We start from the raw sequence: 12,606 nt of genomic DNA on the forward strand, positions 1-12,606 counted from the left end.
GGCCGGACCGGCCGGGTCCACGAAGGGCTACCGGCCCCGCGCCACCACTCACGGCGTCCGGCCGAGCGCGCGGCAGGGGCTTGCCGCCGGTGAATGCCCATGTGATGCTGTTCGATCCGATATTCGGGATGACGTGGCATTATTCGCGATTGCCGGTAACTCGGCCGGTCGCGCGACAGCGCTGCGGTATCGCGCAACAGGTGGCGGGGGCACCGGCCACCGAGCAGGCGCGGGTAGATTCAGCATCCGCATAGGCAATCGGTCGGGAGAGGCAAACCTCCGTGGTAGTAGTTTCCGTGCTCGCAGGACTGGCCGTGGCGGTGGTGCTCGCCGGGCTGCACTGGTACCTGTGGCGGCGGTTGGTTCGCGACACCACGCGAGCCGGGTCGGTCTGGCGGCCGGTCGGCGCCGGGGTACTGGCTCTCGGCGCGGTGCTGATGGGCGGTGCGTTCGGTGCGGTGCTGGCCGGGGCCACCTGGGATATCTGGCGCGTACTCGCGTGGCCCGGTTTGCTGTGGGCGGCGTTGTTCCTCTACCTGCTGATCGGAGTGCTGGCAGGGGAGATCGTGCGGCCGCTGCTGTTGCGTGCGCTGGACCGCCGTGATGCCGGTACCACCGCCCCCGCGCACGCCCCGGACAACCACGCGACGACCGCGGCACCTGTCGCCGCGGCGGTCGGCGGGGCCGTACCCGGCGCCGGGGAACTTCCGGCGGCGACGCCGGTGCCGCCGCCGGATGCGGCCGGGCCCGCGGAACCCGGCCGGGAACCCCTCTCGCGCCGGATGCTCATCTCCCGGCTGGCGGCCGGGGCGACGGTGCTCGCGGCGGGTGCGGTCGTCGGCGCCGGAACCTACGGAGTGCTCGACGGCCCGCTGGTGCGCCGCGTCACCGTGCCCCTGGCCAAACTGCCCGCCCAGGCTCACGGCCTGCGGATCGCCCTGGTCAGCGATCTGCATCTGGGCCCGGCGCTCGGCCGTGGATTCTGTGAACGGGTGGTCGCGGCGGTGAACGAGACCCGGCCCGACCTGATCGCGATGGTCGGTGACCTCACCGACGGCGGTGTCGAGGATCTCCGCGCGGAAACAGCGCCGCTGGCCGGTCTGAGCGCCCCGTTGGGTACTTTTTTCGTCCCTGGTAATCACGAGTACTACTCCGATGCCGACGCCTGGCTGACCCGGGTCGGTGAACTCGGGATGCAGGTGCTGCTCAACAGCCGGGTGAGCCTGCCGGATTTCGATCTCGCCGGGGTCGACGACCCCGCGGGGACCGAGGTGGGCCGCGGCCCCGATTTCGGGGCGGCGCTGGACGGCCGGGACCCGGAACGCGCCTGCGTACTGCTGGCGCACCAGCCGGTGGTGGTGCACGACTCGGTGCGCTACGGGGTGGACCTGCAACTGTCGGGTCATACCCACGGCGGGCAACTGTGGCCCGGTAATCTGCTGGCGCGGGGGCCGAACCCGACCGTGGCCGGATTGGAACTGTACGGGGCGACCGCGCTGTACGTGACCCGCGGCGCGGGGGCGTGGGGACCGCCGGTCCGGGTGGCGGCACCGTCGGATATCACGGTGCTCGAACTGGCGTCCCTGCAGGGAGTGTGAGAGCGGCAGGTGCGGGCGAGCCCCGCCTCACAGCCGGGTGAGCAGTGCCCGCAGGCGTTCGATCCGGGGTAGCTGGACGGGGGTGAATTCCGGCGGATGATGGATTTCGATACTGAGCCGGTCGTCGTAGGTGGAGATGATGCTGGTGCCGCCGCCGGGTTGCGGCGGGCGGCGGCCGGTGCGGTCGGGTTTGGCGATCATGGTGGTGCGGAAATCGTCGATCCGCAGGGCGGGCGCGGACAACCGGGGTAATCGGCCCCAGTTCGTGGTCATCACCGTGTCGAACGGGTTCGCCGGTGGGGTGGCCAGGGTATCGGGCAGTTGCAGCGGTGTCTGCTGGACGTAGCCGGTCGCGAGACCGGCCCGCAGGGCGTGGAACACCCCGTGTGCCAATGCGGCGAGTGTGCCGGTACTGCCCGGGCCCGGCCGGTAGCTCGCGAAACCCAGCACATTCGTGCCCTCCGCCGGGCCGATCGGCGGATGGACCCGGCGTCGCAGATCCACCGAGTACGAGCATTGCAGCGCGGTCACCGGGACCTGCCGGGCCTCGGCTTCGGTGAGCAGCAGGGCCGCGGCCACGAGGCTGTGCACCGTCACCCCGGCGCGGTGCCCGTGGGCCACGAGCGCGCCGGTGTGTTCCCGGCTGAGCCGGCAGCGGGTGGTGATCAGCGGCGGGTAAGGCTGGTCGTTGGCGGTCAGCGCGTCGGGCGGGGGGAGCGGGGGCGCGTTCAGGGGCGGTCCGGTGCCGTCCGGGAGGGGCCGGCGGACGATCCCGCGGGCGCTGAGCAGATCCTCCACCGGCAGCGGCTGCCGGATGGGCGTGAGGACGGGGACGCGGCCCCCGGCCGCGGTGGCGTAGCAGTGCCATAACCGCTCGTAGAGGTGCAGTGCGTGGGTCGCGTCGGCGATACTGTGGTGGACGAGCAGGGTGACACTCGCCCGCGCCCCGGAGCGCACCACGTGCACCGAGCCGAGCGCACGCCGCTGATCCGGTTCCGCCCCGGTGAGCAGGTGCTCCGGATCGCCGTCGGCGACGGTCAGCACGGTTTCCGGCGGGCCCGCGGTGACCAGCGTATGGCCGTACGGTTCGCTCGGTGTGAGCTGGGCGCCGAGCATCGGATGGGCGGTGACCAGGGCTTCGTACGCCGCGGCCAGGGCGGCGGTGTCCAGCGGACCGGATACCCGCGCGCAGTATCCGACGAACACCTCGCTGAATGCGAAGATCTGTTCGCTGGGTGCCAGCGGACGGATGACGGTAGCCGCGGTCATTATGGTGCCTCTATCCGGATCTTTGCAGTGAGATTAACCGAAAAGCGCCTATTTGCCTGATATTTCGCCCCGGCCGAGACGGATGCTACACAGCGGCTCCGACACGGCTGGTACGTTTGCTTAGGTAAACCTAATTAAGTGAGGAGGCCGGATGGCCAGGAAACGCACGACCATGACCGTCGCCCGGACCGAATGGCTCAGCTCCCATATCGTCCGCGTATATCTGGGTGATCCCGGATTCGACGATTTCACCGGGAACGAATTCACCGACGCCTATGTGAAGCTGCTGTTCGACCGTCCCGACGGTGAAGTCATGCGCACCTACACGGTCCGGTCGGTGGACACCGCCGCCCGCGAGATCGCCATCGATTTCGTGGTGCACGGCGACGAGGGGATCGCCGGTCCGTGGGCCGCGGCGGTCCGCCCCGGTGAACGGGTCACCTTCTTCGGGCCGAGTGGCGCCTACGCGCCGCGCGCCGATGCCGACTGGCATCTGCTGGCCGGTGACGAGGCCGCGCTACCCGCGATCTCCGCCGCGGTGGAAGCCCTGCCCGAGGGCGCGCCCGCGAAGGTGTTCATCGAGGTGGCCGACCGTGCCGACGAGATCGCCCTGCCGTCGAAGGCCCTGGTCGATATCACCTGGGTACATCGCGGTGGCGCCGCGCACGAGGTCGGTGACGACCGGGCCGGCGACAACGCCCCGCTGATCACCGCGGTGCGCGCCGCGACCTGGCTGCCCGGGCAGGCGCAGGTGTTCATCCATGGCGAGGCGCAGGCGGTGATGCACAATCTGCGCGCCTACATCCGCCGGGAACGCGGTGTCCCGGCGGAATTCGCCTCGATTTCCGGGTACTGGCGGCGCGGGCGGACCGAAGAGGGGTTCCGGGTCTGGAAGAAGGAATTGGCCGAGGCGGAATCGGCCGGGTAGCCCGGGCGCCCGGCGATCAGCCGGCCGGGCACTCCGTGCCGCCGGGTATCGGCAGGCAGATACCCGCCGTGGCCGAGAGCAGGAGTCCCGCGCCCACCGCCAGGGCGCCGAGCGCGACGGCGAGGAAGACCACCACCCACAGCAGCCCGGGCAGTTTGGTCAGCCGGGCCAGCTGATCGGCGTCGGTGGTCCCGTCGCGCATCCGCGACCGTGTCCGTTGCAACTCGAGCACCGGGCGGCTGCCGGCGAGCAGCAGCAGCCAGGTGGCCAGGTAGGCGAAACCGGCCTGCAGGGCGTCGGAACCGAACCAGGACACCGCGAATACCAACGCGCCGGTGGTCATCACGGAGATCACGCCGTAGACGTTGCGGATCATGACCAGCATGGTGGCCAGGGCGGCGATCGCGATCCACAGCATGAGCGTGATCCGCCCGGCGCCGAGCAGGGCGGCGAAACCGAGCCCCACCAGTGGTGGCGCGGGGTAACCGGCCAGCGCGGTGAGGATCATGCCGAATCCGTAGGGTTTTCCGCTGGAGACGGTGAGTCCCGAGGTATCGGAGTGCAGCGTGATCGCATTGAGCCGGCGCCCGCTGAGCAGCGCGACCAGCGCATGCCCGCCCTCGTGCGCGATGGTGACCACGTTGCGGGTCAGCCGCCACAGCGGCCCGTAGCCGACCAGGACGAGCGCCGCCACGGCGGTCGCGAGCACCAGCCACGACGGCGGTGCCGCCTGGGTCGTCGTGAGCCGCTCCGCGATCGAGCTGCTGCGGTCTATCAGATCACCGGTATCCACCGCCGCACCATAACCGGGGGCGGCGCGGGAACGCGCGCCGTAGGGTGTCCTCGTGGTCCCCGGCGGCCGGCCCGGTGGGCCCGTACACGAGTCCCCGGTATGTGTTGATGGGACGTCTCACTATCTTTGGGTGGTCCCGTTCCGAGCTGGACCGAAGTCCGCGCGTTGAGTCACGCGGGCTCGAGTGGATAACTATACGTTTGTCCATATCGGTATTCGGTCACGGTGGAGGGAGCACGGATGTGCACGAGTGGGCAGTACGACCCCGAACCGGAGGGCTCCGCCGAGACGTTCGAGGTACCCGACCCGGCCGAATTGCTGCGGATCTGGTCTGTGCACCCGCTGGGAACCCCGAGTGTCCCGCGCCCGGTGGCGGATTTCGGGACGGCGTTCCGGGTGGGATTGGGACTGGCGCTGGCCCTGCTGGATGATTCCGATCCCTCGGGCCGGCAGGTGCTGGCCCGGCTCGAGGTGGCGGCCGCCCGGTGGGCGCGCGAGGAGGTGCCGCTCGAGGTTATTCAGCATGCCTTGCACGAAGGGGTGAAAAGCGGCCTGGGACTGGGCGGTTCGCGACTGCCGCGAAGCAGTCCGGCGGCCGAGGGGCTGGACGGTTCGTTCGTGGTGGATGTGCTCGACACCCTGACCGCCGCGGTGTCGCGTGCCTATGTGGCGCAGGTGCGCAGCGGGCAGGAGCCGGCGTGAGGCTCACCGGGTCCGGTAGCTGCGCGCCACGAGCGCGGAGCGCAGGTACCACAGGCCCGACGGCTGGGTCGGGTCGAAGCCGGTGAGCTGCGCGACCCGCTTCAGCCGGTAATCGATGGTGTTGGTGTGGATATGCATGAGCCGGGCCGTGCGCTGGCGGTTGAGATTGTTGGAGATATGGCGTTGCAGCGTTTCCAGCAGTTCGGGATGATCGTCGAGCGGATCGAGCAGCGATCCGAGATACTCCCGGCCCGGCCCGGGCCGGGTGAGCTGGTACTCCAGCGCCATATCGTCGAACCGGTACAGGCCGGGGACACAGTCCAGCCGTTGCACCATATCCAGCAGTTCGTGGGCCTGGTCGGCGGCCGACGGAACCTCCGCGGTGGACGATTCCACCATGGCCGCGCTGATCGGCACCTGCGCCGCCCGCGACAGCTGGGGCAGCAATTCGTCGAGTTGCTCCGGGCTCAGCACACCGGCCGGCAGCAGTACGGTGCCACCGTCGACGCTGAGCAGCGACAGGGCCGCGTCACTGCACCGGGTCGCGAGTTCGGCTTGGACGCGGCGCAGTTTGCGGCGGGCCACCACTTTCCCGTCCAGTGCGGCGACGGATTCGTCCGGATGGGCCGGAATGGCCACGGCCAGAACGATATAGGCGGGCGCGATCTCGATACCGCATTCCCGGGCCATGGTCGAGGTACTGTGCCCGCCCAGCAGCGCCGAGGTGAGCGTATGCACCGCGGTGTGGTGTTCGCTGACCACCGAACGCAGTTCCCGGACATAGGCCATGGAGATGCAGACCGTCATCTTGTCGAGCATCTCGACCACGAGTTTCGCGCCGTCGACCAGCGCGGAGTAATCGGTGACCGTCGCGTTCGAGACCACCAGATCCAGGCCGAGCCGGAAACCTTCGTGCACGGCGTGGTGGATGGTGTCGATCGGTACCCCTTCCCGGGCCCAGCCGGCGGCGGCGTTCTCCAGTTTCCGGGTCTTCTCCGGGATGTCCTGGCCGTCGAGCATGCTGACCGCGAGTTCGAGGCAGGTGCGGGTGATGGTGGTGACATCGCCGTAGATGGCGTCACCGGGGAGCGTGCCACACGGCACCACGTTCTCCACGAAATGGCCGACCATCCGCCGGGACAGTTTGCGGACGTCCTGCAGCGGTGCGGACATGGGCTGTCCGGATAGCGTCAGCTTCGTTCTGGTCGCGTCGACGGTCATGCTGACTCCTTCTACCCCCGGGTGGTGAGACTGCGGGTTCACACTAACGAGCGTGTCTCGAACCGGGGACCTGTTTGCCAACTCGACTGGACGACCGTGTAGGCCGAACCGCCGGTGTTGTGACTGGTCACAGTGGTGCGGATTATGGTCGGAAGGGCAGGTCAGGCCGGTAGGGCGGGGGCCAGGATGCCGGTCACCCGCTCGGCGCGGCCACAGGCGCCGCCGCCGGTGGGGACGCTGTCCACCCGCACCCGGACGAGTCCGCCGTCCTCGGTGGGCAGCAGATAGGTACAGGTGGCCGCGGTATCGGCGGCACCCGTGTGCAGGCGCTGCCCGGCTCGGTCCGCGACGGTGACTTCGGTCCGTGGTGCCTGCTCGCCGCCCACGTCGTCCGGTGTGGCGGCGGTGGCGAACAGCACCCGGACCGCCGCGTCCGCGCTGGTCCAGCCGCAGCCCGCCCAGCCGGGTTCGGTGGCGACATCGCGGCGCCTCGACTCCGCCGGGAATCCCGCCTCGGTGAGAAGTCCAGCGGGTAGTGCGCAGGGATCCCAGACCGCGGCCGGATCGGTGGCCTCGCCCGGCCCGCAGGCACCGGCGCCGACGGCGGCGGCGACCGCGACGGCACACCGCAGCAGCCGGTGCCGGACGAAGGATGCGCAAGGTGCCGATTTTTTCATTCCGCGGATGCTAGCCGCGGATTCCGTTGTGCCACAGGCTTGCTGTGTGGCCTCACAGGAGTGGCGTTGCGGGGTTGCGCCCCTGCACAAGCCGGCTGTCGTGCCGGTGCCGTCCCATCCGGTGGAAAACCGGGCGCCGGTCCGGCCTGCGGGGAATAGCGTGACCGCCCGGGGGTGTTGGCCTGTCTGTTTGCAGAGCGAAAGGGGTACGCCGGTGGTGGCGGATACCGCGAAAGCCGCCATCGGACTGCGGTCCGAGCGCGGCGCGATACTGGGGTCGCTGATGCTGGCCACCGCCCTCATCGCGCTGGATTCGACGATCATCGCCACCGCGGTGCTCTCGATCACGGGGAGCCTCGGTGGGTTCGCGCAGTTCCCCTGGCTGTTCTCCATCTATCTGCTCGCCCAGGCGGTGACGGTCCCGGTCTACGGGAAAGTGGCGGATATGGTGGGCCGCAAACCGGTGATCCTGTTCGGTATCGCGGTCTTCGCGCTCGGCTCACTGCTGTGCGGTCTCGCCGGGAGCATGGTGTGGCTCATCGTTTTCCGCGCGGTGCAGGGGATCGGCGCGGGTGCCATCCAGCCGATGACCATGACCATCGCCGGCGATGTGTACACGCTGACGGAGCGGGCGAAGGCGCAGGGGTATATCGCGGGGGTCTGGGCGCTGTCGTCGGTGGCCGGCCCGCTGCTGGGCGGCGTATTCGCCGACTATCTCGGCTGGCGCTGGATCTTCCTGATCAACCTGCCCCTCTCGGCCTGGGCCGCGTGGATGCTGGTGCGCCATTTCACCGAGGATGTACCGCGGCAGCGGCAGCGGGTCGACTACACCGGCGCGATCCTGCTGACCTCCGGTGCGGGCGCGGTGATCCTCGGACTGCTCGAGGGCGGGCGGTCGTGGGCATGGAATTCCCCGGCCGGTATCGGGATTTTCGCCGGCGGGGCGGCCGCGCTGCTGGTGTTCGTCGCCGTGGAGCGCCGCGCGGCGAATCCGATCCTGCCGCTGTGGCTGTTCACCCGGCGGGTGGTGGTGGCGAGTTCGGCGGTATCGCTGCTGGTCGGGGCGCTACTTCTCGGGCTGACCTCCTATGTTCCGACCTTCGCTCAAGGAGTGCTGGGCACCGGTGCGCTGGTCGGTGGTCTCACCGTGGGGGCGCTGACCCTCGGCTGGCCGATCTCGGCGAGCCTGTCGGGGCGGGTGTACCTGCGGATCGGGTTCCGGTTCACGGCCGTCCTCGGCAGTGTGCTCGGCGCGCTCGGCGCCGGCGCGACCCTGTTCATCGGGGCGGGATCGTCGCTCGGGCAGATCGCCGCCACCTGTTTCCTCATCGGCCTCGGTATGGGTCTGGTCGCGAGCCCCACCCTGATCGCGGCGCAGACCGGTGCGAGCTGGAACGAACGCGGCGTGGTGACCTCGGCGAACATGTTCGCCCGGTCGATCGGCAGCGCGGTGGGTGTCGCGGTGTTCGGTGCGCTGGTGAATTCGCGGGTCGGTGATGCCGCCGTACCGGCTCCGGACGCACTGGCCGAGGGCGTCCACCTCGTTTTCGTGGCGGTTATGGTGATGACCGTGGCGATGGTGGTTGCCAGCGCCCTCATGCCGGGCCGCACCGCGTCCGGCGGGTAACGGCCCGGCGGCGCGGCGGCTACTCCTCGCCGGCGAGGACCTCCACCCGTTCGCCGGCGTCGAATTCGATCATCTGGTGTACCCGCGATCCGCCGACGGGGCCGAGATCGGCGACGACCACCTCGCCGCGCTGCGCGAGCGATTCGACGATCGCTTCCACCGGTTTGCCGTCCGATCCGGCGATCCGGATACGGTCACCGATCTCGAGTGCGTCGGCGCGGACACCGCTGCGGGCGAGTTGCGGGTTGTACACACCGCAGTAGGTGCGGCCGGCGGTATCGCCGACTCCGCGATGCGCGATCGTCCACCACACCGGTGTGCTGCTCGCACCCGCGTTCCGGCGATGCCGGCGCAGGACGCGGTCGCGGCCCGCCTCGGCGGCGGCCCGGCTCTCGTGCACCGAGACATGCCGCCGTACCGGCGCGCTGCGGTGCTGGACGGTACCGGCCGCACCGTCGACCACCAGCACCCAGCCGCCGGACAGCTCCTGATCCCGCGCTGCGTTCACCCGCTTGGCCAGCGCCTGTCCGGGCGTCGCGCCGAGCCGGTCGGCGACCTCGGCCAGGTTCTCGGCCAGTCCGAGCGCTCGCAAGAAGCCGGCCACCTCGATTTCGGCGGTGCCGAGCCGCTGCGCCAGCACCGGCATCGGCGTGCGTTCCCGCCAGGCCCGGCGGGCGATGTGTTCGTGTTCGGTGAGCCACAGCGCCGACGGGCCGTGCAGATGGTTGTCCACGACGGTCGCCCACCAATCCCAGCCGGGTTCGGCGGCCAGCCGGTCGCGCAACCAGCCGGCGCGCTCGCTCGCCCGGACCTTCTCGTGCGGGGGCACGAAATTCCGCAGTGCGGCCTGTACGGCCGACGGTGTGCGGCCGAGTTCTTCGGCGATGGCGGCCAGATCCTTACCGGCGCGCAACAGCGCCACGATGGCCCGATACTCCGATTCGCGCCACGACGCCCCGTGCTGACGGGGCGGCAGCAGTCCTTGTTGTCCGAATTCACTCATCACAGAACCCCCGGTTCCGATACGCCGGCGAGCCTTCGCGGGGCCGGAACACCGCCCGCCGCTCACCCTTCCGACTGTGTCCTACCTGCATGATTTTACTGCGGGGGTACGACAGAAACGGCTCCGGCGGAGCGGGCTCCGCCCGGTTCGGAAGCGGTGATATCGACTCGGGCGCAACCGAATCGGCTCACCCGGATCGCCGACGCGGGCCCGGCGGGCGCGCTGCCCGGTGGACAGCGCGCCCGCCGAGTCCTGGTGTCAGGGAGTGGAATAGCCGATCAGCGCACCGATCCCGGCCCCGATCGGGATGGTGATCAGGGCCCCGACCCCGCCCAGGAAGAAGCCCAGCACCGCACCGATACCACCGCCGATCAGCGCACCGATCCCGGCGTTGTGCATCTTGCGCGCTTCGGTTCCCGGGTCGGCGACCAGTTCGGCGAGATGGCGGCCCGCCGGAGTCGCGGCATCGGGGGTCACGGTGAGCGTGCGGCCGTCGGCGGAGACCGCCGCCGCCAACGGTGCGGTGGTGCCACCGGCCGACACTCCCAGCGGCAGGGTGGTGAGCACGCGGCCCGCGGGATCGGCCACGGTGACCGCGGCGCCGTTCGCGGTGAGCCGGAACGTGCCGGTATCGAGCGTGGTCACCACGGCCGTACCGGATGCGTTCGGCGCCACGACATATCCGATGCCCTGTTCGGCGCCGCGGACGGCGACCTCGGCGGCGTGCGGATCGGCATGCGCGGTGCCCGTGGCGGCGCCGAGCGCGCCGATGGAGATCAGCGCGGTGGCCGCGATGTGCTTGATTCTCATGATGTTCCCCACTTGATCTGCTGGCGCGCAGGCGCCGGCGGTCCCCAAGAAGCCGGATCTCGGCTCGAAAGCCATTCTCGAGGAAGCGCTTACGACAAACAATGCTTTCCGGTGAATCGGCGCGATCGGGCCGGGTCCGCGCAGCGGTCGCCGGCGGAACATCGAAAGGCGGGCCGGCCGCTAGACATCCAGGATGTGCGGAAGCCCGGCCCGGAACCGGTCGGCGTCGATTTTCTTGGCGGCCTCGAACGCGGGCAGCGCGACCAGCGGGAACACCGGCGCGTGCGGAGCGGGATCATCGGCGGTATCGATGATGGCGTTGGCCGCGTTGCGGCCCGATTCGTTCGCGCCTTCCATGGTGGCGAGGTCGATATGGCTACGGACGTGGTCGCCGCCGAAGAAGAGATTGGGAATCGCACAGTGCGCGTGCGGCCGGTGGTCGTAGGAGCCGACGGTGTTGACCAGTAACGGGGTTTCGTTGTGGGTGCTGCCCCCGGACCAGCTGATGCCCGGGTCCAGATGCCACGAGTGCACATCCTCGTCGCGCAGCCAGCCCGTTCCGGTGTTCAGCCACGATTTCAGCTGCGCCCACACCTCGGCCGCGATCTCCACCGCGGTGCACTGTTTGGCCGGACGCTGATACAGGATGCCGGGGGTATCCCAATCGGAGATATCCACCGAGAAGCATTCCCGGACCGATCCGTCGCCGTACCGGCTCGCGAAATCGCCGACCCACATCGGTGCCTGCCGCAGTGCGGTGAGCGCCCACGGGGAGCCCAGCGCGGCGATATGACCTTCCGGGATTTCGGTGGGGCGGCGCAGGTAGTACTGGATGCCGACCATCCAGTCGGTGCGCAGTTCCCGCATTCCCGCCAGCTGCGGGTCGGCGGCGAGGATCCGGTCGTCGAGCAGCGGAACCGTCTTCTCGACCGGCATGGCGCAGATGTAGTAGTCGGCGACGACCGAGGTCGCCGTGCCCTGCCCGTCGGTGACCGTGACCGCATCGATCCGGCCGCCCGCGTAGGAGAGCCGGCTCGCCCGCTGCCCCATGACGAACCGCACGCCACGGGATTGCAGATACGACACCCACGGGTCGATCCACGCCGCGTTCGTGGGCCGGTTCAGGATGCGGTCCACGCCGCCGGAGAATTCCGGGATCAGCCCCGTCCCGGCGAGTACCAGCGCCTCGCCGATGGTACCGATGGTGCGCGCCGAACTCAGATGTGGTTTGGCGGCCACGGTGATCCGGGTGAGCGCGTTGACCAGATACGCGCGGTAGGCGGCGGACTTACCGTCGGCGCGCATGATCTGCTCCCAGGTCTGATACTCCCACTGCCCGAACCGGCGTTCGGTGCTGGAGGTGAACCACATGAGCATCTGCTTGCCGAAGAAGGCCAGTTCGTGCGGCGGCAACTCCGGGATGAAACCGAACGCGCTGATGATGCTGTTCTGCAGGCGATCCGGGGTGAGCTGGTCGAGCGCGCCGATCTCCACCGGCGCGAAGATCGGTGGCCGGTCGCGGAAACCGGCGACCGTACCCTCCACGCGGATCAGATTGTCCAGGACACCGTTCGGATTACCGGGGAACGGGATCCGGCGCATGGTGTCGGGGATGTTCTGATAACAGCCGGGAAAGAACCGGAATCCGTGCTCGCCGGGCAGGTCCGCGCGCCCGCCGGTGCCGGTGCCGGGAACGCCCATACTGCGCGCCTTTCCACCCAGATACGACGGTTCGTACACGGTGACCCGGAAACCGCGTTCGGCGAGTTCGTGGGCGGCCGACAAGCCGGCCATCCCGCCGCCGAGGACCGCCACCTCCTTACCGCTCGTCCGTAGCCCCGGGGTGCGGTGCCGGGCGGGTTCGGCGGCGGCGGTCGCCGATCCGGCCGCGACCAGCGCGGCGCCGGCGAGTGCGCCGCGCAGGGCGGTGCGGCGGTCGATCGGGGCTGACATCTTCGGCAGCTGATCCGGCATGGTG

The 12,606-nt window shown here is 69.8% G+C and carries 11 protein-coding genes; 4 read left to right on the forward strand and 7 right to left on the reverse strand.

All coding sequences use genetic code 11. The features are described from left to right. Positions 1-296 precede the first annotated feature (296 nt). The gene (locus ACQEVO_RS10030) at positions 297-1,598 is read left to right on the forward strand and encodes a metallophosphoesterase (protein WP_432911324.1); all 1,302 of its coding nucleotides are present in this window, start codon (positions 297-299) and stop codon (positions 1,596-1,598) included. A 27-nt stretch (positions 1,599-1,625) separates the two neighbouring features. Here the strand turns inward: ACQEVO_RS10030 and ACQEVO_RS10035 are convergent, their stop codons facing one another. Continuing rightward, the gene (locus ACQEVO_RS10035) at positions 1,626-2,867 is read right to left on the reverse strand and encodes a phthiocerol/phthiodiolone dimycocerosyl transferase family protein (protein ID WP_432911327.1); all 1,242 of its coding nucleotides are present in this window, start codon (positions 2,865-2,867) and stop codon (positions 1,626-1,628) included. Positions 2,868-3,018: 151 nt separating this feature from the next. Between ACQEVO_RS10035 and ACQEVO_RS10040 the strand changes: the two genes are divergently transcribed. Further along, the gene (locus ACQEVO_RS10040) at positions 3,019-3,795 is read left to right on the forward strand and encodes a siderophore-interacting protein (RefSeq protein WP_432911330.1); all 777 of its coding nucleotides are present in this window, start codon (positions 3,019-3,021) and stop codon (positions 3,793-3,795) included. Between the two features lie 16 nt (positions 3,796-3,811). Here the strand turns inward: ACQEVO_RS10040 and ACQEVO_RS10045 are convergent, their stop codons facing one another. Further along, positions 3,812-4,588 (reverse strand): M50 family metallopeptidase, encoded by a 777-nt coding sequence (locus tag ACQEVO_RS10045; RefSeq protein WP_432911333.1) that lies wholly within the window; start codon positions 4,586-4,588, stop codon positions 3,812-3,814. A 240-nt stretch (positions 4,589-4,828) separates the two neighbouring features. Between ACQEVO_RS10045 and ACQEVO_RS10050 the strand changes: the two genes are divergently transcribed. Next, entirely contained in the window at positions 4,829-5,290 is a 462-nt protein-coding gene (locus tag ACQEVO_RS10050) for a hypothetical protein (RefSeq protein ID WP_432911336.1), read from the forward strand. 3 nt (positions 5,291-5,293) lie between these two features. On the opposite strand, the gene ACQEVO_RS10055 is transcribed toward ACQEVO_RS10050, so the two are convergent. Together ACQEVO_RS10055 and ACQEVO_RS10060 are read right to left on the reverse strand one after the other, a co-directional pair. Next, positions 5,294-6,511 (reverse strand): PucR family transcriptional regulator, encoded by a 1,218-nt coding sequence (locus ACQEVO_RS10055; RefSeq protein WP_432911339.1) that lies wholly within the window; start codon positions 6,509-6,511, stop codon positions 5,294-5,296. A gap of 161 nt (positions 6,512-6,672) precedes the next feature. Then, entirely contained in the window at positions 6,673-7,188 is a 516-nt protein-coding gene (locus ACQEVO_RS10060; RefSeq protein WP_432911341.1) for a hypothetical protein, read from the reverse strand. A gap of 214 nt (positions 7,189-7,402) precedes the next feature. On the opposite strand from ACQEVO_RS10060, the gene ACQEVO_RS10065 reads away from it, so the two are divergent. Next, positions 7,403-8,815 (forward strand): MFS transporter, encoded by a 1,413-nt coding sequence (locus tag ACQEVO_RS10065; protein WP_432911343.1) that lies wholly within the window; start codon positions 7,403-7,405, stop codon positions 8,813-8,815. Positions 8,816-8,834: 19 nt separating this feature from the next. Here the strand turns inward: ACQEVO_RS10065 and ACQEVO_RS10070 are convergent, their stop codons facing one another. The 3 genes from ACQEVO_RS10070 to ACQEVO_RS10080 all read right to left on the reverse strand — a co-directional run bounded on the left by ACQEVO_RS10070 (position 8,835) and on the right by ACQEVO_RS10080 (position 12,602). Continuing rightward, positions 8,835-9,818, reverse strand: a complete 984-nt coding sequence (locus ACQEVO_RS10070) for a hypothetical protein (RefSeq protein WP_432911345.1) — start codon at positions 9,816-9,818, stop codon at positions 8,835-8,837. Between the two features lie 258 nt (positions 9,819-10,076). Further along, complete coding sequence (locus ACQEVO_RS10075) at positions 10,077-10,628, reverse strand: hypothetical protein (protein WP_432911347.1); 552 nt, start codon at positions 10,626-10,628, stop codon at positions 10,077-10,079. Positions 10,629-10,808: 180 nt separating this feature from the next. Next, positions 10,809-12,602, reverse strand: a complete 1,794-nt coding sequence (locus ACQEVO_RS10080; RefSeq protein ID WP_432911350.1) for a hydroxysqualene dehydroxylase — start codon at positions 12,600-12,602, stop codon at positions 10,809-10,811. Between the last annotated feature and the right edge of the window lie 4 nt (positions 12,603-12,606).

It is taken from the genome of Nocardia sp. CA-290969, assembly GCF_050936135.1.
Taxonomy (GTDB): Bacteria; Actinomycetota; Actinomycetes; order Mycobacteriales; family Mycobacteriaceae; genus Nocardia.

What these genes read in the sequence shown, in the direction of transcription:
- ACQEVO_RS10035 (WP_432911327.1), bottom strand. Translation starts at nt 2,867, where the DNA reads ATGACCGCGGCTACCGTCATCCGTCCGCTGGCACCCAGCGAACAGATC.
- ACQEVO_RS10040 (WP_432911330.1), top strand. Translation starts at nt 3,019, where the DNA reads ATGGCCAGGAAACGCACGACCATGACCGTCGCCCGGACCGAATGGCTC.
- ACQEVO_RS10050 (WP_432911336.1), top strand. Translation starts at nt 4,829, where the DNA reads ATGTGCACGAGTGGGCAGTACGACCCCGAACCGGAGGGCTCCGCCGAG.
- ACQEVO_RS10055 (WP_432911339.1), bottom strand. Translation starts at nt 6,511, where the DNA reads ATGACCGTCGACGCGACCAGAACGAAGCTGACGCTATCCGGACAGCCC.
- ACQEVO_RS10060 (WP_432911341.1), bottom strand. Translation starts at nt 7,188, where the DNA reads ATGAAAAAATCGGCACCTTGCGCATCCTTCGTCCGGCACCGGCTGCTG.
- ACQEVO_RS10070 (WP_432911345.1), bottom strand. Translation starts at nt 9,818, where the DNA reads ATGAGTGAATTCGGACAACAAGGACTGCTGCCGCCCCGTCAGCACGGG.
- ACQEVO_RS10075 (WP_432911347.1), bottom strand. Translation starts at nt 10,628, where the DNA reads ATGAGAATCAAGCACATCGCGGCCACCGCGCTGATCTCCATCGGCGCG.
- ACQEVO_RS10080 (WP_432911350.1), bottom strand. Translation starts at nt 12,602, where the DNA reads ATGCCGGATCAGCTGCCGAAGATGTCAGCCCCGATCGACCGCCGCACC.